Consider the following 23,092-nt stretch of genomic DNA (forward strand, 5'->3'; position numbering starts at 1 on the left):
CGCCTCAGGTGTTGTCGCGCCTTGGTCAACACGCTTCAATGCGGGGGAACTCGGGGCGGTGAACGGCCGCGTACGTACGTGAGGACACCAGGGCACGGGGGCGGGACGCCTCGTGCGCCCGCCGAGCGGCCTCATTCGACCCACGCGCGCGGCCCGACCAGCCGCCGTGATCATTCACAGAAGGGCCCCCGTATGCGCCAAGGCTCACCCCACGCGGACGACGTCATCGCGATGGACGCCACCGCGGAACTGGACACGGCCCTGCGGAACGGCCCCTTCCACATGGCCCTGCGGGCCGCGATCACGGCGCGCGGTCTGCCGCTGCAGCGCGTCCAGCACCATCTGTGGCGGTACGGGGTCAAGGTCGGTGTCACCAGCCTGAGTTACTGGCAGCAGGGCGCCCGCCGCCCGCAGCGCCCCGAGTCGCTGCGGGCCGTGAGAGCCCTGGAGGAGATCCTCCAACTGCCGGAGGAGTCGTTGATCCGGCTCCTGGCCCGGGACGACGAACGCGTCGGCACGCAGCGTCCCGCCGCGCGTTCGTACCGCTCCCTGGTGGAGGCCTCCGGCGTCCTGGAACAGCTGCTGACCGAGCTGGGGGCGCCGCTCGACGGCGGACTGCACACCCTCGGCCTGCACGAACGGGTCCGGATCGGCACCCGTCGTGAGTTCTTGACCCGTGAGGCCCAGCACATCGTGCGCGCCCACCGGGACGGCACCGACCGTTTCGTCGCCGTGCACCACGGCGACCCCGGCTGCGCGCCGGACCGTATGTCGGTGCACGCTCTGGAGAACTGCCGCACGGGGCGGATACGACGGCACCACGACACCGGGGTACTCGTCGCCGAACTCCTTTTCGACACCCAGCTGCGGGCAGGCGACACCTTCCTCTTCCGGTACGCCGTCGAGGACGGCACCGCGGAGGTGTCCCGGGAGTACGTCCGCGGCTTCGGTGTCGCGGGCGGCCAGTACGCGCTCCAGGTCCGCTTCGACGACGGGTCACTGCCGGTGCGGTGTCACCGGTTCGCCCAGCATTCGGCCGCGGCACCCCGCAGCGGCCGCCAGGACCTGCCGGTCAGCGCCCGTCACCGCTCGGTCCACCTCGTCGAGCCGAGGCTGCGCCCGGGCATCCTGGGTATCGGCTGGGACTGGGAGTGACGTAAGCGATTACGTAAACGCTTACGCAAGCGTTTACGTCCCTCTGTGCATGCGATACGTTGCCGCCATCGAAGCCCGATCAGGACGGGAAGGCGGGGATCCCATGGCGACGATGACCGACGTCGCGCGGCATGCGGGCGTGTCCGTGGCGACCGTCTCGCACGTACTGAACGAGACCCGTGTCGTACGCCCGGCGACCCGGCAGGCCGTCCTCGACGCCATCGAGGTCCTGGGCTACACGCCGAACACGCTGGCCCGTTCCCTGGTCACCGCGCGGACGCGGTCCATCGGCCTCGCGGTGTCTGCGATCAGCAACCCGTACTTCACGGAGATCCTCCAGGGCGTCGAGTCGGGCGCCCTGGAACACGGCTACAGCCTTCTCCTCGCCGATCCGCACGACGACCCGGAGCACGAGCGCAAGGTCGTCCAGCTGCTGCACGAACGACGCGTGGACGGCATGATCGTCGCCCCCTCGGCGGATCCCGGCGCCCTGGTCGCCTATCTGACCCGGCACGACGTTCCGACGGTGTTTCTGGACCGGGTGCTCGACACCTCCTCGGACAGCGCCCCTCGCTTCGACCAGGTGTGTGCCGAGAGCGCCGAACCCATGGCCCGGCTCATGGCCCACCTCACCGCGCTCGGTCATCGGCGCATCGGCCTGGTCGCGGGCCGCCCGGGACTCAGCACGACGGCGGAGCGCATCACCGGCTATCGCATCGGCCTCGCGTCCGCCGGGCTGCCCCACGACGAGCGTCTGGTGGCCCATGGCGACTCCGAGTCGCAGGGCGCCGAGCGGGCCACCACCGCCCTTCTCTCCCTCGCCGCGCCCCCGACCGCCCTCGTCACCGCCAACAACGCCATGACCATCGGAGCCCTGCGCGCCCTGCGCGAACGGGGCCTCACCGTGCCCGGCGACCTGGCGCTGTGCTGCTTCGACGACTTCGCCTGGGCCGACCTCTTCACCCCGGGGCTCACCGCGATCGCGCAGCCCGGCAGGAGCATAGGCACCGAGGCCGTACGTCTGCTTCTGGACCGTCTGGCCGACCCCGACCGCCCGACCCGGACCGTGCGGCTCCCGTGCACGTTCGTCCATCGTGAGTCGTGCGGGTGTGCCGGCCCGGAGCGCCGCGAGAACCCCCGCCAGGCCGAGAGAGGACCCAGCTCGTGATCGTCGTCGCCGGTGAGGCTCTGATCGACCTGGTACCGCGTGCGGCGGGCCCCCTCGCGGATCTGCGACCGGCACTGGGCGGCGGGCCGTACAACACGGCGGTGGCCCTCGGCCGTCTCGGCTCCCCCACCGCGTTCTGCTCACGCGTCTCGTTCGACGCCTTCGGTGAGGCCCTGCTCGACGGGCTGCGCGCGGCGGGCGTCGACGTGTCGTCCGTACAGCGCGGCAGTGAGCCTACGACGCTTGCCGTCGCCTCGGTCGGTGTGGACGGCTCCGCCGCCTACTCCTTCCATGTCGAGGGCACCGCGGACCGGCTGTTCACGACACCGGCGGGGCTCCCCGACGCCGTTCGGGCGGTGTCGTTCGGCACCTGCTCCCTGGTCCTGGAGCCCGGGGCGAGCGCGTACGAGGAACTGCTGCGGAGCACCGCCGCACAGGGCGTGTTCACCGCGCTCGACCCGAACATCAGGGCGGTGCTGATCCCCGACGCGGACGCGTACCGGGCCCGTTTCACGAGTTGGCTGCCGTCGGTGTCGCTGCTCAAGCTCTCGGAGGAGGACGCGAAGTGGCTCGGCGGAACCCCGCGCGAATGGCTGACCGCCGGCCCCTGGGCCGTCGTGGTCACGCGGGGCGGCGACGGGCTGACCGTCTTCACCCGTGACGGCGCGGAGCACTCCGTGCCGGGTGAGGAGGTCGACGTCGTCGACACGATCGGCGCCGGCGACACCGTGAACGCGGCGCTGCTGCACGGCTTGTCGGCGCGGGACGCGCTGTCCCCGGCGGGACTGGCCGGCCTCGGCTCCGACGGCTGGACCGAGTTGCTCCGTCTCGCGGCGCGCGCGGCGGCGATCACCTGCTCGCGCGCGGGAGCGGAACCGCCGTACGCGGCCGAACTGGGCGACCTGTAGGGGCAGTTCAGCCGACCGGGGCAAACGAGCGGCGGCCCGCGGGGAGTTCCCGCGAGCCGCCGTGTTCGCCGTGGCGGCCGGCCTCGTGACCGGCTCAGGCCTTGCGGGCCCTGGCTGTCGTCTTCTTCGCCGGAGCGGCCTTCGCAGCGGTCCCGGCCGTCTTCTTGGCCGCCACCGCCTTCTTGGCGGCCGTCTTGCGCGGGGCCTTCACGGCGGTGGCGTCGCTGACCCGCTCGGCGCCCAGGACCTCTCGCAGGAACTTGCCGGTGTGGCTGGCGGGGACCCCGGCGATTTCCTCGGGCGTGCCCTCGGCGACGACGAGACCGCCGCCGGCGCCACCCTCGGGGCCCATGTCGACGACCCAGTCGGCGGTCTTGATGACATCGAGGTTGTGCTCGATGACGATGACCGTGTTGCCCTTGTCGACCAGGCCTGAGAGGACCTTGAGGAGCTTGCTGATGTCCTCGAAGTGCAGACCGGTGGTCGGCTCGTCCAGGACGTACACCGTGCGGCCGGTGGAGCGCTTCTGGAGTTCGCTGGCCAGCTTCACCCGCTGGGCCTCGCCGCCGGACAGGGTCGTCGCGGACTGGCCGAGCCTGACGTAGCCGAGGCCGACGTCGTGCAGCGTGTTGAGGTGGCGGGCGATCGCCGGGACGGCCTCGAAGAAGTGCCGGGCCTCCTCGATCGGCATGTTGAGGATGTCGGCGATGGACTTGCCCTTGTAGTGGACCTCCAGGGTCTCCCGGTTGTAGCGGGCGCCGTGGCAGACCTCGCACGGGACGTACACGTCCGGGAGGAAGTTCATCTCGATCTTGATCGTGCCGTCGCCCGCGCAGTTCTCGCAGCGGCCGCCCTTGACGTTGAAGGAGAAGCGGCCGGGCAGATAACCCCGCACCTTCGCCTCGGCGGTCTCGGCGAAGAGCCTGCGGACGTGGTCGAAGACACCGGTGTACGTCGCCGGGTTCGACCGCGGGGTGCGGCCGATGGGCGACTGGTCGACGTGGACGACCTTGTCGACGAGGTCGTCGCCGTCCACGCGCGTGTGGCGGCCCGGCACACTGCGGGCGCCGTTCAGTTCGCGGGCGAGGTGGGTGTACAGGATGTCGTTGACCAGCGTCGACTTGCCTGAGCCGGACACCCCGGTGACGGCCGTGAGGACGCCCAGGGGGAACGACACGTCGATGTCCCGCAGGTTGTTCTCGCGGGCTCCGTGCACGGTGAGCCGGCGGGAGGGGTCCAGCGGGCGCCGGATGTCGGGCAGCGGGATGGCCTTCTTGCCGGACAGGTACTGCCCGGTCATCGACTCGTCGTTGGCGAGCAGTTCCTTCAGGGAGCCGCTGTGGACGACCTTGCCGCCGTGCTCGCCCGCGCCGGGGCCGATGTCGACGATCCAGTCGGCGATCTTGATCGTGTCCTCGTCGTGCTCGACGACGATGAGCGTGTTGCCCATGTCCCGCAGCCGGACCAGGGTCTCGATCAGCCGGTGGTTGTCACGCTGGTGCAGCCCGATGGAGGGCTCGTCGAGGACGTACAGGACGCCGACGAGGCCGGAACCGATCTGGGTGGCGAGGCGAATGCGCTGGGCCTCGCCGCCGGAGAGCGTGCCGGCCGCGCGGTTCAGCGAGAGGTAGTCGAGGCCTACGTCGACCAGGAACTTCAGCCGCTCGTTGACCTCCTTGAGCACCCGCTCGGCGATCTTCTTGTCACGGGGGTCGAGCTTCAGCTCGGCCAGGAAGTCCGCGCAGTCGCTGATCGACATCGCGGCGACCTCGGCGATGGACCTGTCCATGACCGTGACCGCGAGGACGATCGGCTTGAGGCGGGTGCCCTCACAGGTGGGGCAGGGCACCTCGCGCATATAGCCCTCGAAGCGCTCCCGGCTGGCGTCGCTCTCCGACTCGCTGTGCCGCCGCTTCACGAACGGGACGGCGCCCTCGAAGGGCGTGGTGTACACGCGCTCCCGGCCGTACCGGTTGCGGTAGCGGACCTCGATCTGGGTCTTGTGCCCGTGCAGAAGCGCCTTCCTGGCACGCTGCGGAAGGCCCGCGAAGGGGATGTCCGTGCGGAATCCCAGCGCGTCCGCGAGGGCGGTGATCAGGCGGCTGAAGTAGTCCTTGGTGTGGCCGTGCGACCAGGGGTGGATGGCGCCCTCGTCGAGGGACTTGTCCTCGTCCGGGACGATCAGCTCCGGGTCGACCTCCATGCGCGTGCCGATGCCCGAGCAGTCGGGGCAGGCACCGAAGGGCGAGTTGAAGGAGAAGGAGCGGGGCTCCAGTTCCTCGAAGGACAGATCGTCGTACGGGCAGTACAGGTGCTCCGAGAAGAGTCGCTCGCGCTCGGGGTCGTCCTCGGGGAGGTCGACGAAGTCGAGCACGACCATGCCGCCGGCGAGACCGAGGGCGGTCTCCACGGAGTCGGTGAGTCGGCGCTTGGCGGTGTCCTTGACGGTGAGGCGGTCGATGACCACCTCGATGGTGTGCTTCTCCTGCTTCTTCAGCGCGGGCGGGTCGGACAGCTGGATCGTCTCGCCGTCCACCCGCGCGCGGGAGTAGCCCTTGGTCTGGAGATCCGCGAAGAGATCGACGAACTCGCCCTTGCGCTCGCGCACCAGCGGCGACAGCACCTGGAAGCGGCTACCCTCCGGCAGCTCCAGGACCTTGTCGACGATGGCCTGCGGCGACTGACGCGCGATGGGGCGACGGCACTCGGGGCAGTGCGGCTTGCCGATGCGCGCGAAGAGCAGGCGGAGATAGTCGTACACCTCGGTGATGGTGCCGACCGTGGAGCGCGGGTTGCGGGAGGTCGACTTCTGGTCGATCGAGACGGCCGGTGAGAGGCCCTCGATGAAGTCGACGTCCGGCTTGTCCATCTGGCCGAGGAACTGGCGTGCGTACGACGAGAGCGACTCGACGTAGCGGCGCTGGCCCTCGGCGAAGATCGTGTCGAAGGCCAGGGAGGACTTGCCCGACCCCGACAGGCCCGTGAAGACGATGAGCGAGTCGCGCGGGAGGTCGAGCGAGACATTCTTGAGATTGTGCTCGCGCGCGCCACGGACGATGAGACGGTCGGCCACGCCGGTCCGCACCTTTCTTGAGAGAAGTGACAGGGGCGGGGCCCCCGTGCTTTCTCAGACTAGGGGGAGCCACTGACAACGCCGGTCGGATTCCTTGGGAGGTAACAATCCCCGGCCATCCAGCATGCCCGACGCCGCACTCGACCATATAGCACGCACATTCGATTTACGGGCGCAGGCCACCACCTTCACCCGAACGGGTGGCGGGGCTATGGTCGACACCATGGCTGATCATGTGCGCGACCTGGCATCTCTACGTGAAGCGACGGAACGGCTGCTCACCGCAGTCGCGAAATTGAACAACGATTCGGTGGCCGAGCCGTCACGATTGCCGGGCTGGACCCGCGGCCACGTCCTCGCCCACCTCTCCCGTAACGCGGACGCCCTCGTGAACGTCATGGAGGGGCGCCCGATGTACGCGTCCGCCGAGGCCCGGGACGCCGACATCGACCGGGACGCCCCGCGCCCCCTCGACATCCAGCTCTCGGACGTACGCGACAGCGCCGCCCGTCTCCAGGAGCTGTGGGCCGCATCCACGGACTGGTCACGCACGGTGGAACTGCGCAACGGGGTCACCGACGCCGCCTCCGAGGTGCCGTTCCGCCGCTGGGCCGAGGTGGAGCTGCACCATGTGGACCTGGGGATCGGATACGAGCTCGAAGACCTCCCCGCGGAGTTCACGGAGCGCGAGATCGCGTTCCTGGCCAACCGGTTCACCGGCCACCCAGAGGTGCCGCCCACGGTGATCACGGACTCCACGCGCGCGTGGAGCACGGGTAGAGAGGCCGCCGAGCCCGAGGTCACGGTCACGGGGCCGGCGCCCGAGCTGCTGGGGTGGCTCTGCGGCCGACGTGACGGAGCCGGACTCGACGTCTCGGGCGGAGCGCTGCCCGCACTGCCCCCGCTCTAGGCCACCGGCGTCGCTATAGGCTGCGTGCCATGACGTACAGCGGAGCGGTGAAGGTCGGCGGCCCTGCCGATGTGCACGAGTTGCAGGACCTGATGATCACCAAGGTCGCGGTGGGCCCGATGAACAACAACGCCTATCTGCTGCGCTGCCGGGCCACGGACGAGCAGTTGCTGATCGACGCCGCGAACGACGCCCATACGTTGATCACACTGATCGGTGACGACGGCATCGCGTCCGTCGTCACCACGCACCGGCACGGGGACCACTGGCAGGCGCTCGCGGAGGTCGTGGAGGCCACCGGCGCCCGTACCTACGCGGGCCGGGACGACGCCGAGGGCATCCCCGTGCCGACCGACGTGCCGGTCGCCGACGGCGACACGATCCAGGTCGGGCGCGTGGAGCTCACCGCGCGCCATCTGGTCGGGCACACGCCCGGCTCGATCGCGCTCGTCTACGACGACCCGCACGGACATCCGCACGTGTTCACCGGGGACTGCCTCTTCCCTGGTGGTCCTGGGCGGACAATAAATCCTGCGGACTTCACGTCCTTGATGGACGGGCTCGAAGAGAAGGTCTTCGGTCCCCTGCCGGACGAGACGTGGTTTTACCCAGGACACGGCAACGACTCCAGCCTCGGGGCGGAACGTCCTCACATCCCCGAGTGGCGCGCACGCGGCTGGTAGTCGGTCTGGGACCACCCTCACGAGAGGAGTGGTCCCTTTGCCTGTACAACCCCTGCTACCCGCACCGCACCCGTTCCTGTTCGGTACGACCTTCCCTACGACGAGATTGCGCCGCTACCGGGCGTGGATCGACCGGGGGGGGCGCTCGACCTGAACGACGCCGTCCGTCTCAACAGCCAACTGAACCGCGTAGCGCGACAAGCAGATCAATAGCGGGCTCCGCACACGTGGCGTCACCGGACGGATGCGAAGACGTACCGCCGCCGCACCCACCACCGGAGCATCGTCCTCGCGGCGGCGAAGACATGCTCGTTCTGCACGTACCCGGCGACGGACATCGTGCGTGAGGTGCCGCTGTCGGACGGCCGGACAGATCTGCTGCGGAACAAGATCCCTGTGTGTGACGAGTGCCGTGACCAGTGGCTGGACATCAGCCCGGGGCACACACCCCGGGCCCGGCAGAAGTCGTCCAGCCGGTTCTTCCGCTGGGACCTGTGATGTTCGTGGCGAAGGATTCGGACACGAACCGGTTGTGGTTCCGGCTTCAGGACTGCGCCGCCCACTTCGGGTCGGTGTTCTGCGCCGGGTGGCAGAACCTCGGCAGCCTCGTCCGTACGGACGTGATGTTCCTGCCCGCCCTGAACATTCGACGCAGCTCGTTTGAACAGGCCCTCGTACGTGATCTCGGACTCGTGGTACTGGCGGAGTGGAACGAACCGGAGGTGTGGCTGTGGATGCAGGGCGAGGGCAGCGCGACGATCATGCCGAAGCTACTGAACGATGTGTATGCGCTGGTGAAGGAGCCGCACATCGCTTTCCAGGGCAAGCTGTCGGGCAAGTCGTGCTTCCCGGCGCCGGAGGGCTGGAAGTGCTGGCGGTGTGGCCGGTTCCCGAAGCAGCTGAGTCTGAGCGGCAACATCGACGGTGTGCCGCTGTACACGTGCGCGGGGCGGAGGAGACGGCGTGTCTTACCTCTTGAGGCTGCGGTTCAACCCGCATCTGCACGGGTCGAAAGTCGAAGGCGCGGCAGTGCGTGTGTTCGTGGCACGGCGGTGACTGCAAGCAGAAGCCCAGGTGGTCGTACTACACGCCGACGGGCTGGCAGTCGGCGTGTAGGGATGCGAAGCAGGCGATCGAGGAGAGGTACGGGCAACCGGTGAACTGTGTCGGCTAGTCGGGCAGGGGGAGTTCGGTCAGCATGACGGCGTAGACGGGAGAGTCGGGGAACGGTTGCCGATCCCCGACTTTCCGGAAGCCCCACGACTCGTACAGCTCCTGTACGCGGGGGTGCTGCGTGTCGACCAGGAGGACGGCAAGGTCTTCGTCCCGGGCGTTCAGGAGGGCGCGGGAGAGTTGCTCGGCGAGGCCGGTCTTGCGCCACTTGGTGCGGATGGCCAGTTCTGAGTAGGAGAATGTGCGGTCCTTCTCCGGGGCGGGCTTCAGGTGTTCGCGCCACCACTCCCGGTACGGGTTGGCGGGTGCCCCGTAGGCGAAGCCGACCGCGTCGTCTCCGTCGTAGGCGATGACGCAGTCGAAGTCCGGGTTGCCGCCCCAGTGGTCAACGAACCAGGGGAACCGCTGGTTGAACTCGTCGTCCATCGCGTCGGCGTAGGCGTCGGCGTGCACGTCGATCAGTGCCTGCCGGATGCTCGGGAGGTCTTTGTGCGTGAAGCGTCGGACGTCCACGTCGGCCATCAGGCTCGGCTCCATTCAGCTCGATAACGGTCTCCCCACTCTCGTGCGGCCTCGGCGTCCGGCGCAAGGGTGATCAAGTCGCGGTAGTAGTCGCCGAGGAGAACCCGCATCCGGCCGGGGATCGGGTCCCCTGCCATCAAGTCGAACGCGGTAGACGCGGTAGCGCAGGCCGTGTCGATGTCCCGCTGATGTAGCTGCGCCAGAGCGAGCCGTGTGGTGGCGAGGGCACGGTTGCGGCGGAACTGCTTCGGGATGCTGGAGAGGGCCTTGTGGGAGGCGGCTTCGGCTTGCGCGGAGTCTCCGATCCCGTCACGCACGATCGCGGTCATCGCGGTGAGTTCGGCCGGCCCGTAGAAGGCCATCCACGATGGTCGGGGTTCTTCCGGGGATGCCTTGCCCAGGGCTTCCTGGGCGTAGCCGAGAGAGCGGATCGCGGCCTGCCGGTCACCAGAGTTCGCGTGCCCGATCGCGGTGCGGGCGTGGGCGAGGGACGCGAAGAACGGATCGCGGCGGGTGATCGCAGTGGCCTGCGCTGCATACCCGGCGTCGACGGCTTGGGTGTGCTGGCTGCGTTGGTGGGCGAGCATCGCGAACGAGTTCCACACCCGGAGTTCAGCGATCGGGTCTTTCGCCATCCCGGCCAGGTACAGGGCCCGGTTCAGGTGCTCGTTCGTCTTGTCGAGCTTGCGGGCGTCGAGCGCGGACCAGGCGGCGGTGGCGGTGTAGTCAGCGGCGATGGAGAACAGCCGGAGCCGGAGCCGCTGGGAGGCGGCTTGCTTCAGCTTGTCGAGGGCTTCCGAAGCTCCGGCGAGAGCAGCGCGTTCGAGGCTTTCGTGGCCTCCCCGACTGTCGTCCAGGGCCATCAGGGTGTCGAGCCCTGACCGGAATCGGATCACGTCGGAGGTGCCGACTCTGCGGGGGCGGATATCGACGACCACGGCGGCGGCGGTGCCGGTGAGGAAGTTCCTACACCTCACGTCTTGCTCCGGGGTGGTGATGGTTCTTCCCCTGGGTGGGTGGAAGCCCAAGTCTTCAGCGGGTACGCCGAATACTCCCTCTAACGCTTCCCGCTGCCGAGGGTGGGGCCACCTTGTCTTTCCGGTGAGCCAGTACCGGACGGTGCGGTCGGTGACGGTGCCGTCGTGTCCGTCGGCACGCAGCCGAGAGTTCACGGCGTCGGCCAACTCGCCTGCGTGAAGCCTGCTTCCTTCATGGCGCTCGTGAGGCTGCTGTTCTCCTCCACGTTCTCCACGGTAGCGACCTGAACAGCGACGGCGGGGCGGACTGCCGAGAAATTTCTGGTTGCCTGCGATGCACACCCGGCGGACTTTTCCTCCTCCCCGCAAGGGCAAGGTCGTTGACTGGACCAAGGCCGCCGTACACGGGCGTCGCACCAACCCCCTTGAGGTTCTGATGACTGTGTCCGCCACGTCACGCCCTACTGGGCATCCTGGATACTCCGAGACCCTCCCGTGCGTGGAGGAGAGCGCAGGGGTCGCCCGGAGGCTCGTACGGACCGCTCTGGCCGCCTGGCATCTGGAGCGCCTCGCCGACGAGGGCGTGCTGATCGTCAGTGAACTGGTCGCGAACTCGGTGCAGCATTCCAACAGCCGCCTGATCCGGATCGTCGTGACCCGTCCCAGCGACACGCATGTGCGGATCGGTGTCGTCGACAAGTCCCGCACCATGCCGGAGTTCAAGAAGTCGAACGGTGACTCGCTGCCCACCAGCGGGCGGGGGTTACTGCTGATCGACGCGTTGACAGAACGGTGGGGGACGGACTTGTACCGGTGGGGGAAACAGGTGTGGGGCGAGTTGAAGAGCGAGGCCGAGTGATGACGGACGGTAAGGCGTGGATCGGCGACGAGGTGTACGACGAGGACGCGGGGCGCACCGGCATCATCACCGACGTCCGCTCCGGGGTGTACATCCTGCGCCCCGTGTCCGGAGGTGGCGCGGAGTGGACCAGCGACAACAGCGACCGCCTCACGATCAAGGTTCCGCGCGAGAAGCAGGCCCTGTCGTGAAGGCCGGCCTTCTTGTGCTCCCGATCCTCCTGTTCGCCGTCAGCTGCTCGGAGGTCCCAGCTGACCGGCCGGTACAGGAGCCCCGCGCCACCGTTTCCTCCCCCGTGGCTACAACGGAGGCGGTGGCGCGGGTGAGTAAGGAAGAAGCCTGCGCCACAGTGGACGCGGCCTTGGGCCGTCTGGAGGTGCCGTTGCAGCTTCTCGCGGACGGCGGTACGCCCGTCTCCTGGGTGGACGACTACCGAGACGGGGCGAAGACGTTCCACAAGGTCGGGAAGGAAGGCCCCGGCACGGTCGGGTACTTCGCAGAAGGGCTCGGCGGCGACCTGGACCGGCTCGTGACCGCCTTGGACGGTCAGCAGACGGCGGCGGCGAAGGCGATCGGGGATGTCGTCACAAATCGAGCCCGCAATCTGAAGGGAGCCTGCGCTCGGGACTGATTCAGGCGAACGAGGTTCACCCCCGGAAGCCTCCCACTATGCTGTCGCTCCTGACCAGGGGGTGGGGTGTGTGAACAGCGAATATGACGGAGACTACGTCGACTTTAGGGGCGCCAGCTACAGCGGGCCTTTCGTCGGCGTTCAGACCAACACCCCCCTGCGCGACAAGCACGATCGCAAACCAATCCTCTACGCGATCGGCTCATGCGTACTTGCCCTTGGCGGGGTGGGCGTCATGCTCATCTCGACCGGCGGCAAGGAAAACGAGGGCGGCACAAGCGACGCTGCCTTGTCAGCGGTCGTGGGAATTCTCGGGTGCACGTGCATCTTCCTGATCGTCACCGCCGTGCCCTGGCTGATCACGCGGCGTACCTACATGAAGAACCAAAACGCGCGCATCGCGGAACAGTTGAAGACCCAGCAGGAGCTACGGCATGAAGCCCTAGAGAAGTTGAAGAAAACCACCGAGCTGGCCACGCTTATGGAACTCAACCAGGGCCAGATCGGCACTTACCACCGGATCGTCACCGAGCAAGCCGACAAGTCGTTCAAGTCATCCCGGGTAGCGATGAGCGTCGGCTTGATCCTCATCGTATGCGCAGCCGTCGGAGGCGCCTACGTGCCGGTGGAAGAAGTTCGCTGGTTCATCGGGGCCCTGGCCGCATTCAGCACCCTCCTCACGGGTTACCTTACCAAGACCTACTTGGCGATGTACAAAGAGTCGATCGGACAGTTGAACCGATACTTCGACCAACCGGTCTTGAACAGCTTCTATCTGACCGCAGAGCGGCTTACCTCCGGTCTCGACGCGGATCATGCTCAGGAGGTCAGACAGCAGATCATCAACGAGGTCCTCGATACCAGCTCCCGCATGGGGAAACGAGCAGCCCAGCTGCCCGAGCCGAAGGCGAAAGCTACACCGAATGGCGGGAAGCCGAAGACCAAGCGGCCGAAGAAACAAGCGGCCTCCGTGAACGGCACGCCGCAGGCATAATCGAATTTGGGTTCCTCCTGTGCTGGTGAGCCCTGAGAGGCCCCACCGAGGTTGACTCACCTCCCGGTGGGGCCTCTCCCATTCCAAAACCCTTTACAGCAAGGCGCAGTGGAACAAGTCTCCTTCAACTCTGTCAGTGCGCACACCTATCCTCAAAAGGAGCGCACACCAGCACAGAGAGAAGAACCAAGGTGGGTAACCGAATTTTCGGGTGGGCAGCCGACGGTGGCGGATGCGGCTATTACCGAGTCACCCTCCCTCTGAACACCCTCAAGGCTCAGGGATACGACACGCACCGCCATCTTGTGATGCCGAACGCCTACAACACTTGGGATGTCGTGGTCGGGCAGCGCATTGCGAATCCGGAACCCACCAAGCGGTGGCAGCAACTGGCCCGGAACGGGCGCCACAAGCTCGTGTACGAGCTGGACGACGACCTGTTCAACGTCGACGCCTCCAGCACCCAAGCCTTCCAGTTCTTCGGTCAGCCGGCCGTCCGGGACCGCATGCGGGAGAACCTGGCCGTCGCGGACTGCGTGACCGTGTCCACGGAGCCCCTGGCCGAGCAGATACGGGCCTACAACCCGAACGTCCACGTGTGCCCCAACTACGTTCCGGACCACACACCGCCACAGCGGCAGGACGGGATCCTCACCATCGGGTGGGGCGGATCCGCGACGCACGGCATGGACTTCGGGGAAGTCGGCCCGCATCTACGCCGGTTCCTGGAACGGAACCCGCGCGTGGAGTTCCATGCGGTCGGCACCGACTACACATCATGGATGCGGCTCCCGCAGGACCAGTGCAGGTTCACGCCATGGCTCCCGGACGTGGAGACGTTCTTCCGTACCCTCGACTTCCACATTGCTATCGCACCCCTGCGCCCCCACGTTTTCAACCAGTCGAAATCCTGGATCAAAGCCTTGGAAGCCGCCGCTCTCGGAATCCCGATCGTTGCTTCGGACCTGCTGCCGTACCGGGGTTTCATCGATCACGGCGTCACCGGTTTCCTCGTGAAGCGGGACCACGAGTGGGGGCAGTATCTGCGGGCCCTCGTCGAAGACGAAGCCATGCGCCTCGAAATGGGCAAGGCCGCCCGGGAGAAGGCCGTCGACTACACGATCGAAAAGAACTACACCGTGTGGGAGAAGGTGCTCACCGCATGAGGCCCGGCGTGTCCGTGGTGATCCCGACTCATCCCCCGCGTGCCTCGAAGCTGCGACGCGCCCTGGCCTCGGTGTGCGCCCAGACTGTTCAGCCGATCGCCGTCGTCGTCGAGAACGACGTCGACCGCACTGGATCCGCGGCGACCCGTAACCGGGGTCTGGCGCACGTCACGACCGAGTGGGTGGCGTTCCTCGACTCCGACGACCAACTACTCCCCCACCACCTGGAGCGGCTGACTATGGAGGCGCTGAAGACCGGCGCCGACGTCGTCTACCCGCTGCCGCGTGTGATCGGTCCGGACGGTCAGATCGTGCCCCGTCACCACGACTGGGGCGGCGGCCCCGAGTTCGACCCCGAGTACCTCCGCACCAACTCCCACATCCCGGTGAACTCCCTGGTGCGCACCGAACGCCGTCCAGGTCGGCGGGTTCGTCTTCCACCGCGACTCCACCGGTGCCGTGAACGACGACCACGGCTTCTACCTGCGGCTCCTGGAGGCCGGCGCACGCTTCGCGCACGTCCACGAGGAGACGTACCCAGTTTCGAAACCGAAGCGGGGGCGATCGCGCATTCAGAGCCGTTCCGCGCTCGGGAGGGTCGTGCCCCACGGACGGTGGCCTCCAGAGCACCGCACCGACGCCGGCAGCGGTGACCGCCATGGTCAGGGTGACTGTTGCATGGGCTGCGGTCTGCCGGGCGGGTTCACCTGGCAGGCAGCGGAACCTCTCCCTTCTCCGCAATCCATCCCTTCGGCTCCCAGCCGTACTACGGGCCCGAAACCCGCACGCAGCTGGAGGCCGCGCTCATGCGGGGAGACCGCCGCTGTCACTTCACGGCCCTTGGCCTCCGGGCCGCCCCAGAGGAGACCCCGGGGCGGCCCGGAGGCCGAGGACGGTGAGGTGTTCCGGCAGAGGATCCGCGTGGCCGTGGACCGTGGACCACGCTCGCACCCTGCGCGTCTCGCGCCGCGGGGCTCCTGCCCGACGCGCCTGGCGGGCGATCCGGCGGGGGCGGTGCCCGGCGACCCGGCGGGCGCGTCCCCGGCGATCCGGTGGACGCCCCGCCGGCGATCTAGCGGGTGGACCCGGTGTGCTCCTGCACAGTCGCCGCCTCGCTCGCCGCCGTCGCGGCCCCCGGCTCGGCGCTCTGCTTCGCGAAGCCGCGCCGGCCCGGCAGGACCGCGAGGACGATCAGGGTTTCGGCGGCCATGATGATCCCGCCGATGAGGCTGGTCTGGGCGACGCCGTGAGCGAACGCCTGGTGGACGGCGTCCACGGCGGCCTGGGCCTGCTGAGGCCCGGCGGAGGGATCCTGCGCGACCCGCTGGGCGACGGCCAGGCCGGCGCCGACCGAGTCCTTGGCGGTCTCCATCGCCTCCGCCGGGAGCCGGTTACCCACCAGGTCGGTCAGCTCGTCCCGGTAGGCCGTGCCCAGCAGCGAGCCCAGCACCGCGATGCCCAGCGCCCCGCCCAGCTCCAGCGCGGTGTCGTTGACACCGCCACCGACGCCCAGCTCGGACTCAGGGAAGGAGCCCATGATCGTGTCGGTCGCCGGGGAGATGGCCAGTCCGAGCGCGAGGCCCAGCATCATCAGCGGCACCAGGAAGTCCCCGTACGTCGACCCCTTGTCGATCTGGGTGAGCAGGAACATGCCCGCCGTGCCGACGGCCAGGCCGGTCACGACCATCACCTTCACCCCCAGCTTCGGGGTGAGCATCCCGGTCAGCGCGGACCCGAGGAACACCGCGCCGCCCAGCGGCAGCAGCCGTACACCCGTGTCCAGGGCGCCGTAGCCGAGGACGAACTGCAGGAACTGCGTCGCGTAGTAGATCACCGCGAACATGCCGAAGAAGAAGAACATCACCGCGAGCATCGAGCCGCTGAAGGGCCGCAGCGCGAACATCCGGACGTTCAGCATCGGGTGCAGGTGCCGCAGCTCCCAGGCGACGAAGGCGACCAGACCGACACCGGCGACCACGGCGGCGGTGACGGGGCCGACGCCCCAGCCGGAGTGCGGGCCCTCGATGGCGGCGTAGATCAGGGAGCCGACGGTGACGATCGACAGCAGACCACCGACGTAGTCGATCCGGCCCATGCCCTCCGCCTTGGACGGCGGTACCAGGGCGAGCGCGCCGAACACGGCGAGGAGGGCGATCGGCACGTTGATCAGGAAGGTCGAGCCCCAGGCGTGGTCCTCGAGCAGCCAGCCGGAGACCAGCGGGCCGACGGCTACCGCCACCCCGGAGGTCGCGGCCCAGGCGGTGATGGCCTTGGCCCGCTCGCTCCGGGGGAAGGTCGCGACCACCAGGGACAGCGTGGCCGGCATCACGACCGCGGCACCGACACCCATGATCGCGCGGGCCACGATGACCAGCGAGGTCTCGTCGACCATGCTCCCCATCACCGAACCGCCGGCGAAGATCAGCAGACCCAGCACCAGCGCGCCGCGCCGGCTGTACTTGTCGCCGATCGCGCCCAGCACCAGCATCAGCGCCGCGTACGGAACGGTGTAGCTGTCGACGACCCACTGCAGATCACTGCTGCTCAGGCCCAGGTCGGTGGTCATGTCGGGGGCGGCGACGATCAGCGACGTGTTCGCCATCACCGTGATCAGCAGGCTCAGGCACAGCACGAGCAGCGCCCACCAGCGCCGCGCGTAAGGCCCGGCCATTTTCTCCACGGGGGTGTTCGCAAGGAAGGACATCAGTAGCTCCTGAGGGGGGACGGGGCGGACGAGCGGAATCACTTGATTGCTCGTGAGGCGAGCGGGCGACGGGCTGAGATCTCAGGGCTTCAAGATCATCGTGTGGCCGCTTTGGGGCTTGCCTCGGCGATCCCCTGGAGGGCCGCGTCGGTGTCCGCGAGGGCCAGCGTCTTGTTGATGTCGGCGCCGGCCAGCGCGCCGGCCGCTGCGGAGGCCCCGACCTGGGCGACCAGATCGGTGACGTTGCCGGCCACCCACACACCCGGCACCTCGGTGGTGCCGGCCACACCGGAGGCGAAACCGCGACCCATGTTCGGCAGGTCGTGCATCGGCAGGTTCAGACCTTCCAGTCCCTGGGTGCGGGCCTGCATCGGCGCGGCGACCGCGACGACGCGGCGGGCCACGACCTGGCCGTCGGCCAGGCGCACCCCGGCGAGGGCGCCGTCCTCGTCGTTGACGATCTCGGTGACCGGGGTGTCGATGACGCGGATGCCGCGGGCGGCGAAGCGGGCGCGGCTGTCCTCGTCCAGGTCGGTGCCGTGGGTGAAGTAGGTCAGGTCCTCGGTCAGCTGACGGAACAGATACGCGTGGCCGATGGAGGCCGCGCCGGTGGCGAGGATGCCGATGGGCTCGTCGCGCACCTCCCAGCCGTGGCAGTACGGGCAGTGCACCACACTGTGCCCCCAGTGTTCGGCGAGCCCGGGCACCTGTGGCAGCACATCCGTGAGGCCGGTGGCCACCAGGATGCGGCGGGCGGTGATGTGGCGGCCGTCGGCCAGGCTGACGGTGAACCGCAGGTCCCCGTCCGCCGACGGGGCGGCGGACTCGGCCGAGACCACCTCGCCGAACACGACGCGTCCGCCGTACTGGCGCACCTGTTCCCGACCCCGTCGAAGGATCTCGGACGGCGGGGTGCCGTCCAGGGCGATGAGGCCGTGCACGGCCTCCGCGGGCGCGTTGCGCGGGGCGCCGCTGTCGATCACGACGACCGAGCGGACGGAGCGGGCGAGGATCAGTGCACCGTTCAGCCCCGCAGCGCCCCCGCCGATCACCACCGCGTCGACGGTCCCCTCGACCAGTGCGTCGCTCGCGTACGGAGGAGTGGTCACAGCCATGGCCTCCTGCTTTTCCTTGTCAGTCATGGTTCGGTCAATCCTTCGAGTTCTGGGTGGTTGCAGGGGGGCAGCTGTTCAGGAAGCCCAGGAAGCGGTCGGCGACCGTCGTGGGCTGTTGTGCAGAGTCCGGCCCCGGTTTGCGTGGGACGTTCGCGATGTAGAGATCCAGCACGGCGATGAAACTCGCCGTCGCCACGATCGCGAGGATCAGACCGTGCCTTGCCGGCCCTCGAAGGCGTCGCAAGGCCGGGCGGCGCGGAGGAGTTCAAAGGCATGGGTCGCCCTCAATCGCGCCAGGCGTGCACGCGGGCCTGTCCGGTGAGCTCAGGACCGTTGTGTACTGGACTGTCAGAAACCTAGGCGGTTCTGTACTGAGTTGTCAACTGCGGCAGGTCGATCCTCGCTCGCCACGATGATGCCCGGAATGTCGAGTTTGGGCTTCCAGGTGGTCGCGGGGTTGGCCAACAGCGGCAAGGCACCGATCAGGGCGCTCGATGGGTACGGGCCCGTAGATGCCGGCGGATTCCTCGCCGGGGCGAACAGCAGAAGGCCGCAGTGCCACGCTCTGATCGAGCTGCCCCAGCCGGATGCGGGCGGCGAAGAACTCGATCATGCGAGACGGGCCAGCTCGTCGTCGCGGCCGGTGAGTGGGGTGCCGAACAGGTTCTGCGGCACAGATGGATCCTGACCTCCACCGCTGACAGCCCTGGTCGGCCAGGCTCAGCGCAGCGTGTCCGCCCAGTTCGCCGGCACGCGCCCCGCAGGTCCCGGCGTGGGCTGGTCGGCAGGGTGGGCGTCCGGGGGAGCCAGGGCCGGACCGGAGTCGTACAGCTCGGACGTCTCGAAGTTCCAGAACCAGGTCTCACCCGGCTCGTAACTGCGGATCACCGGATGGCCGGTGTCCCGGAAGTGGCCGGTGGCGTGCTTGGCAGGTGAGTCGTCGCAACAGCCGATGTGCCCGCACTGGGCGCAGCGCCGCAGATGGAACCACCAGCCGCCGACGGCGTCGCACTCGACGCATCCCGCCCCGCTGGGCGGGACGCTGGGGTCGATTCCGGTGTCCTTGGTCATGACGGCTCCTGGGCCGGGTCGGGGACGGTGTCGGGGTCGGTGGCGGTGAGGGGGAGCAGGACCTGGAAGCGGGTGTCGCCGGGTACGGACTCGACCTTGAGATCGCCGTGGTGCTTGTTGACGACGATCCGCCAGGAGATGTCGAGCCCCAGCCCCGTCCCCTCGCCCACCGGCTTGGTGGTGAAGAACGGGTCGAAGATCCGGCCGCGGATCTCGGCCGGCACCCCCGGGCCCGTGTCGCGGAACTCCACCAGCAGCCGGTCGTGCACCACAGCGGTCCGTACGGTCAACGTCCCTTCGCCGCCCGCGCCCTTGATGGCGAAGACGGCGTTGTCGATCAGGTTGGTCCACACCTGGTTCAGTTCGGCCGGGTAGGCCGGAATCCTCGGCACCGAACGGTCGTACTCCTTCACGACCTCGACCTGGGGACCGATCTTGCCCGACAGCATCAGCAGCGTGCTGTCGAGGAGTTCGTGGACATCGGCGACCTGGTAAGGCGCGCGGTCCAGCTGCGAGTACTGCTTGGCGGCGTCGACGAGGTGCGAGATACGGGTGGTGGAGTCCTCGATCTCGGACATCAACAGCTCGGTCTCGACCGTGTAGGTGAGGCACTCGATGACAGTCTGCAGGATTTCCTGCTCGTCGACGGCCGCCGCGATCTGCTCCAGCCACTCGACGTCGAGACCGCCTTGCACGAAGGTCGGCGCGATCTGCCAGCCGTTTGGGACACCGTGGTCGTCGAGCCAGTCGGCGAGTTCGTCCTCCCGGTCGGACGCTTCGAGCGGGCTCAGTGCCGGCGCCTTGGAGACCCGCTCGGCCGTACGCTCCTGGAGATCGAGCACGGCCTTCAGGGCGTCGCCGTGGTACGGGCCCGAGGCGATGGCGCTGAGCTTGTGGCGCATGTGCGCGGCCCGGTCCCTGAGCGACGAGGTGGCCCGTACGGCGGCCGCGGCCGGGTTGTTGAGCTCATGGGTGAGACCCGCGGACAACGAGCCCAGCGCGAGCAGCCGTTCGCGCTGCCCGACGGCCCGCTGAAAGGTCTGCGCGCCGAGGAAGAGCCCCTCCAGGAGATGGACCGCCATCGGAAACCACTCGTGCATGAAGTTCGCGAACGATTCGGCGGGCAGGACGAAGAACCGCGTCGGCTCCGACACCCGCACCGAGTTCATGTACCGCTGCGGTTTCCCGTCCCCGACGTACGCCCGCACGGCCCCCGCATACACCCCTGGCTGGGACGTGCGGCTCACCTCGATGTCGTCGCTGCCCACCCGGCGCGACAGGACGACCGTGCCCTCGATCATCACGTAGAAGCAGGTGGCCGGGTCACCTTCGGTGAACACCGGCCCGGGGTCGAACAGTTCGACCCGTCCCTCGCTGCACAGCCTGTCGATCTGCTCGGCACTGAGCTTCTCGAACAGGAACAGCGAGCTGATCTCCGCCGGGCTGCACGGCATCAGGCGGCCGCTCACGACTGCTCGAGATACCGGTGTACGAGCATCACGGCCATGGCTCCCTCTCCGACGGCGGACGCGACCCGCTTGGCGGACTCCGCGCGAGCGTCCCCGGCGACGAACACGCCGGGGATGTTGGTCTCCAGGTGGTACGGCGGCCGGTCCAGCTCCCAGTTGGCCGGTGGCCGCCCGTCGGCGGTCATGTCGGGCCCGGCGAGGATGAACCCGCGCTCGTCGCGCAGCACCGTGCCGTCCAGCCAGTCGGTCAGCGGGGCCGCGCCGATGAACACGAACAGCCACTGCGCGTCGACCAGTTCGGTCTGCCCGCTCGTCGTGTCGCGCAGGGTCAGCTGCTCCAGGTGGCCGTCGCCGTGCGCGGCCTCGACGACCGTGTGGGCCCGCACCGAGATGTTCGGCGACTGGGCGATCTGCTGGATCAGATAGTGCGACATCGACGCCGTGAGATCCGCTCCGCGCACCAGCAGCGTGACCGACTTGGCGCCCCTGGACAGGTACATCGCCGCCTGCCCGGCCGAGTTGGCGCCGCCCACGATGTAGATGTCGTGGCCCTGGCAGGCGGCGGCCTCGGTCAGCGCCGACCCGTAGAACACCCCGCAGCCCGCCAGCTCGGTGGCGCCCGGCGCCTCCAGCTGCCGGTACGACACACCGGTCGCCAGGATCACACTGTGCGCAGCGATCTGCGACCCGTCCGCGAACCGCACGAGCCGAGCCGAGCCGCTCACCTCCAGGCCGGTCACCTCGCGCGCGGAGAGGATCTCGGCGCCGAACTTGGTGGCCTGGCGCCGCGCCCGGTCGGTGAGCTGGCCGCCGGACACCCCGTCCGGGAAGCCCAGGTAGTTCTCGATGCGTGAACTCTGGCCGGCCTGCCCGCCGGTGGCCGACCGCTCCACCAGCACCGTACGCAGCCCCTCGGAGGCCCCGTACACGGCGGCGCCGAGCCCGGCCGGTCCGCCGCCGATGACGACCAGGTCGTAGAAGTCGGCCGTGGGCGTGGTCGCCAGCCCCACGTGCGCGGCCAGTTCGGGCACCTCCGGCTCGACGAGCGCCGTACCGTCCGCCGTGATCACGACCGGCAGCCGCTGCCCGTCCTGGCCCGCGGCCGCGAGCAGCCGCTGCCCCTCGGGCTCCTCGGTGGAGTACCAGCGGTACGGCACCTGGTTGCGGGCCAGGAACTCCCGTACGTCCGACGAGCGCGCCGACCACCGGTGACCGACCACCTTGGTGCTCGGCACGGGCCGGAAGTCACTGCACCGCCAGGCCGTCAGGAGATCGTCGAGCACCGGGTAGAGCTTCTCCTCGGGCGGATCCCAGGGCTTGAGGAGGTAGTGGTCGAGGTCGACGACGTTGATCGCGTCGATCGCCGCGTTGGTGTCGGCGTACGCGGTGAGCAGCACCCGGCGCGCGCCGGGATAGACGTCCAGGGCCTGTTCGAGGAACTCGATGCCGTTCATCTGGGGCATGCGGTAGTCGGCCAGGATCACCGCCACCAGATCACCGCGCAGTTTCAGCTCCCGCAGCGCCTCCAGCGCGGACTCGCCGGACTCCGCGCGCACGATCCGGTACGACTCGCCGTAGCGCCGCCGCAGGTCGCGGGCGACGGCCCGGGACACCCCCGGGTCGTCGTCCACGGTCAAAATTACACTTACGGTTGATACCGACGTCGGGGACGACCTCCATCGCGTGCGGGGCGGCGAACCGATGACGGTCGTCGACCTGCGGGGGGAGGAAGCAGCCGTCGTCGGCACCGTAAAGCTGCAGCAGGGGCACCTCGATCGGCTGAGACAGGCGGCGCGCCGCCCTGAGCATGCCGGGTCGCAGCATCTCCCGGTAGTACTTCACAGGCGCGGGCATGCTCGCCCGCAGGTGCTCATGCAGCTCCGCCTGCAGAGCTGGATCAAGCGAGAGGCCGGGCGACCACTGACGCCAGAGGCGGTCGATGAAGGCGAGATCGCGGGCGGTGGCCATCCAGCCGCTTCCCGGCAGTTGAAAGAGCCCCATGTACCAGCTCCGGCGCAGCTGAGCGAGGCGCGGCCGGCTCAGGAACGTGAGTGGGTGGGGGACTGCGAGCGTGACCGCGCGTTCGATCCGCTCCGGCGCGGTGACGCAGGCATCGTAGGTGAGCAGGGCGCCCCAGTCGTGGCCGACCAACTCCACAGCTCGCCCGGGAGACCAGCGGTCGATCAGCGCGAGCACGTCGCTGGTGAGGGATGCGAAGTCGAACGGCCCCGCGGTCGGGGACGGCGCGTAACCGCGAAGCCAGGGTGCGACGACGTGACGGCCGCGGCGGCCGAGCTCGGCAAGGAAGGGCTTCGCGGTCGGCGGATGGTCCGGGAAGCCGTGCAGGACGAGTGTCGGTCGGCCATCGGGATCACCACCCTGCAGCGCGTGAAAGGTGCCGTGTGGCAGATCGAAGGCGACGCGTTCGAACTCCATGTGTGTCAGCCTTCTCGGAGAGCTGTCGGACGAGAGATGCTCATGCTGGCTTCGGTGTCTCTGGTTGTGGACACGTGC

At 68.6% G+C, this 23,092-nt stretch carries 23 protein-coding genes; 13 read left to right on the plus strand and 10 right to left on the minus strand.

The genetic code is table 11. The annotated features are described in order from the left end of the window. The first annotated feature begins 192 nt into the window (after positions 1-192). From OG241_RS13640 to OG241_RS13650, 3 genes are all read left to right on the plus strand, one after another. Positions 193-1,155, plus strand: a complete 963-nt coding sequence (locus OG241_RS13640; RefSeq protein WP_405815567.1) for a hypothetical protein — start codon at positions 193-195, stop codon at positions 1,153-1,155. Positions 1,156-1,258: 103 nt separating this feature from the next. Then, entirely contained in the window at positions 1,259-2,323 is a 1,065-nt protein-coding gene (locus OG241_RS13645) for a LacI family DNA-binding transcriptional regulator (protein ID WP_405815568.1), read from the plus strand. Further along, entirely contained in the window at positions 2,320-3,231 is a 912-nt protein-coding gene (locus OG241_RS13650; protein WP_405815570.1) for a carbohydrate kinase, read from the plus strand. Before OG241_RS13645 ends, OG241_RS13650 begins: the two co-directional genes overlap by 4 nt. 94 nt (positions 3,232-3,325) lie before the next feature. Here the strand turns inward: OG241_RS13650 and uvrA are convergent, their stop codons facing one another. Next, on the minus strand, positions 3,326-6,304 hold the full coding sequence (uvrA, locus tag OG241_RS13655) for an excinuclease ABC subunit UvrA (protein ID WP_405815572.1): 2,979 nt from the start codon (positions 6,302-6,304) through the stop codon (positions 3,326-3,328). A 223-nt stretch (positions 6,305-6,527) separates the two neighbouring features. Here uvrA and OG241_RS13660 point away from each other — a divergent pair, with 223 nt between their 5' ends. The 3 genes from OG241_RS13660 to OG241_RS13670 all read left to right on the plus strand — a co-directional run bounded on the left by OG241_RS13660 (position 6,528) and on the right by OG241_RS13670 (position 8,395). Then, positions 6,528-7,214, plus strand: a complete 687-nt coding sequence (locus tag OG241_RS13660; protein WP_405815574.1) for a maleylpyruvate isomerase family mycothiol-dependent enzyme — start codon at positions 6,528-6,530, stop codon at positions 7,212-7,214. Between the two features lie 29 nt (positions 7,215-7,243). Further along, positions 7,244-7,897: an MBL fold metallo-hydrolase gene (locus OG241_RS13665; RefSeq protein WP_405815576.1), complete on the plus strand. Its 654-nt coding sequence runs from the start codon at positions 7,244-7,246 to the stop codon at positions 7,895-7,897. A 348-nt stretch (positions 7,898-8,245) separates the two neighbouring features. Further along, complete coding sequence (locus tag OG241_RS13670; RefSeq protein WP_405815577.1) at positions 8,246-8,395, plus strand: hypothetical protein; 150 nt, start codon at positions 8,246-8,248, stop codon at positions 8,393-8,395. A 672-nt stretch (positions 8,396-9,067) separates the two neighbouring features. Here the strand turns inward: OG241_RS13670 and OG241_RS13675 are convergent. After that, a complete protein-coding gene (locus OG241_RS13675; protein WP_405815578.1) occupies positions 9,068-9,592 on the minus strand; it encodes a GNAT family N-acetyltransferase in 525 nt (174 codons plus the stop codon). Continuing rightward, positions 9,592-10,569 carry a hypothetical protein gene (locus OG241_RS13680; RefSeq protein WP_405815579.1) on the minus strand — a complete coding sequence of 326 codons (978 nt, stop codon included), beginning with the start codon at positions 10,567-10,569 and terminating at the stop codon, positions 9,592-9,594. Before OG241_RS13680 ends, OG241_RS13675 begins: the two co-directional genes overlap by 1 nt. Positions 10,570-10,734: 165 nt before the next feature. Between OG241_RS13680 and OG241_RS13685 the strand changes: the two genes are divergently transcribed. The 7 genes from OG241_RS13685 to OG241_RS13715 all read left to right on the plus strand — a co-directional run bounded on the left by OG241_RS13685 (position 10,735) and on the right by OG241_RS13715 (position 14,872). After that, positions 10,735-10,857 (plus strand): hypothetical protein, encoded by a 123-nt coding sequence (locus OG241_RS13685; protein ID WP_405815580.1) that lies wholly within the window; start codon positions 10,735-10,737, stop codon positions 10,855-10,857. 211 nt (positions 10,858-11,068) lie between these two features. After that, positions 11,069-11,428, plus strand: a complete 360-nt coding sequence (locus OG241_RS13690) for an ATP-binding protein (protein ID WP_405815581.1) — start codon at positions 11,069-11,071, stop codon at positions 11,426-11,428. Beyond that, positions 11,428-11,619 (plus strand): hypothetical protein, encoded by a 192-nt coding sequence (locus OG241_RS13695; protein ID WP_405815582.1) that lies wholly within the window; start codon positions 11,428-11,430, stop codon positions 11,617-11,619. Before OG241_RS13690 ends, OG241_RS13695 begins: the two co-directional genes overlap by 1 nt. A gap of 131 nt (positions 11,620-11,750) precedes the next feature. After that, the gene (locus OG241_RS13700; RefSeq protein ID WP_405815584.1) at positions 11,751-12,059 is read left to right on the plus strand and encodes a hypothetical protein; all 309 of its coding nucleotides are present in this window, start codon (positions 11,751-11,753) and stop codon (positions 12,057-12,059) included. Positions 12,060-12,129: 70 nt separating this feature from the next. Beyond that, on the plus strand, positions 12,130-13,053 hold the full coding sequence (locus OG241_RS13705; RefSeq protein ID WP_405815586.1) for a hypothetical protein: 924 nt from the start codon (positions 12,130-12,132) through the stop codon (positions 13,051-13,053). A gap of 191 nt (positions 13,054-13,244) precedes the next feature. After that, entirely contained in the window at positions 13,245-14,219 is a 975-nt protein-coding gene (locus OG241_RS13710; protein WP_405815587.1) for a glycosyltransferase, read from the plus strand. After that, a complete protein-coding gene (locus tag OG241_RS13715) occupies positions 14,216-14,872 on the plus strand; it encodes a glycosyltransferase family 2 protein (protein ID WP_405815588.1) in 657 nt (218 codons plus the stop codon). The genes OG241_RS13710 and OG241_RS13715 overlap by 4 nt, the downstream gene beginning before the upstream one ends. Positions 14,873-15,291: 419 nt before the next feature. Here OG241_RS13715 and OG241_RS13720 read toward each other — a convergent pair whose 3' ends face one another. The 7 genes from OG241_RS13720 to OG241_RS13750 all read right to left on the minus strand — a co-directional run bounded on the left by OG241_RS13720 (position 15,292) and on the right by OG241_RS13750 (position 23,014). Further along, positions 15,292-16,923: an MFS transporter gene (locus OG241_RS13720; protein ID WP_405815590.1), complete on the minus strand. Its 1,632-nt coding sequence runs from the start codon at positions 16,921-16,923 to the stop codon at positions 15,292-15,294. Between the two features lie 95 nt (positions 16,924-17,018). Then, positions 17,019-18,038 carry an NAD(P)/FAD-dependent oxidoreductase gene (locus OG241_RS13725; RefSeq protein WP_405826187.1) on the minus strand — a complete coding sequence of 340 codons (1,020 nt, stop codon included), beginning with the start codon at positions 18,036-18,038 and terminating at the stop codon, positions 17,019-17,021. A gap of 34 nt (positions 18,039-18,072) precedes the next feature. Then, entirely contained in the window at positions 18,073-18,234 is a 162-nt protein-coding gene (locus OG241_RS13730) for a hypothetical protein (protein ID WP_405815592.1), read from the minus strand. Between the two features lie 524 nt (positions 18,235-18,758). Then, the gene (locus tag OG241_RS13735; RefSeq protein ID WP_405815593.1) at positions 18,759-19,109 is read right to left on the minus strand and encodes a UBP-type zinc finger domain-containing protein; all 351 of its coding nucleotides are present in this window, start codon (positions 19,107-19,109) and stop codon (positions 18,759-18,761) included. After that, positions 19,106-20,578 (minus strand): ATP-binding protein, encoded by a 1,473-nt coding sequence (locus OG241_RS13740; RefSeq protein ID WP_405815594.1) that lies wholly within the window; start codon positions 20,576-20,578, stop codon positions 19,106-19,108. Before OG241_RS13740 ends, OG241_RS13735 begins: the two co-directional genes overlap by 4 nt. After that, on the minus strand, positions 20,575-22,191 hold the full coding sequence (locus OG241_RS13745; protein ID WP_405826189.1) for an FAD-dependent oxidoreductase: 1,617 nt from the start codon (positions 22,189-22,191) through the stop codon (positions 20,575-20,577). The genes OG241_RS13740 and OG241_RS13745 overlap by 4 nt, the downstream gene beginning before the upstream one ends. Continuing rightward, positions 22,073-23,014 (minus strand): alpha/beta fold hydrolase, encoded by a 942-nt coding sequence (locus OG241_RS13750; RefSeq protein ID WP_405815595.1) that lies wholly within the window; start codon positions 23,012-23,014, stop codon positions 22,073-22,075. The genes OG241_RS13745 and OG241_RS13750 overlap by 119 nt, the downstream gene beginning before the upstream one ends. Positions 23,015-23,092: the final 78 nt, after the last annotated feature.

This window comes from Streptomyces sp. NBC_01390 (assembly GCF_045040105.1).
In the GTDB taxonomy this organism is placed as follows: domain Bacteria; phylum Actinomycetota; class Actinomycetes; order Streptomycetales; family Streptomycetaceae; genus Streptomyces.

What these genes read in the sequence shown, in the direction of transcription:
- OG241_RS13640 (WP_405815567.1), top strand. Translation starts at nt 193, where the DNA reads ATGCGCCAAGGCTCACCCCACGCGGACGACGTCATCGCGATGGACGCC.
- OG241_RS13645 (WP_405815568.1), top strand. Translation starts at nt 1,259, where the DNA reads ATGGCGACGATGACCGACGTCGCGCGGCATGCGGGCGTGTCCGTGGCG.
- OG241_RS13660 (WP_405815574.1), top strand. Translation starts at nt 6,528, where the DNA reads ATGGCTGATCATGTGCGCGACCTGGCATCTCTACGTGAAGCGACGGAA.
- OG241_RS13665 (WP_405815576.1), top strand. Translation starts at nt 7,244, where the DNA reads ATGACGTACAGCGGAGCGGTGAAGGTCGGCGGCCCTGCCGATGTGCAC.
- OG241_RS13675 (WP_405815578.1), bottom strand. Translation starts at nt 9,592, where the DNA reads ATGGCCGACGTGGACGTCCGACGCTTCACGCACAAAGACCTCCCGAGC.
- OG241_RS13695 (WP_405815582.1), top strand. Translation starts at nt 11,428, where the DNA reads ATGACGGACGGTAAGGCGTGGATCGGCGACGAGGTGTACGACGAGGAC.
- OG241_RS13715 (WP_405815588.1), top strand. Translation starts at nt 14,216, where the DNA reads ATGAGGCCCGGCGTGTCCGTGGTGATCCCGACTCATCCCCCGCGTGCC.
- OG241_RS13720 (WP_405815590.1), bottom strand. Translation starts at nt 16,923, where the DNA reads ATGTCCTTCCTTGCGAACACCCCCGTGGAGAAAATGGCCGGGCCTTAC.
- OG241_RS13725 (WP_405826187.1), bottom strand. Translation starts at nt 18,038, where the DNA reads ATGGCTGTGACCACTCCTCCGTACGCGAGCGACGCACTGGTCGAGGGG.
- OG241_RS13735 (WP_405815593.1), bottom strand. Translation starts at nt 19,109, where the DNA reads ATGACCAAGGACACCGGAATCGACCCCAGCGTCCCGCCCAGCGGGGCG.
- OG241_RS13750 (WP_405815595.1), bottom strand. Translation starts at nt 23,014, where the DNA reads ATGGAGTTCGAACGCGTCGCCTTCGATCTGCCACACGGCACCTTTCAC.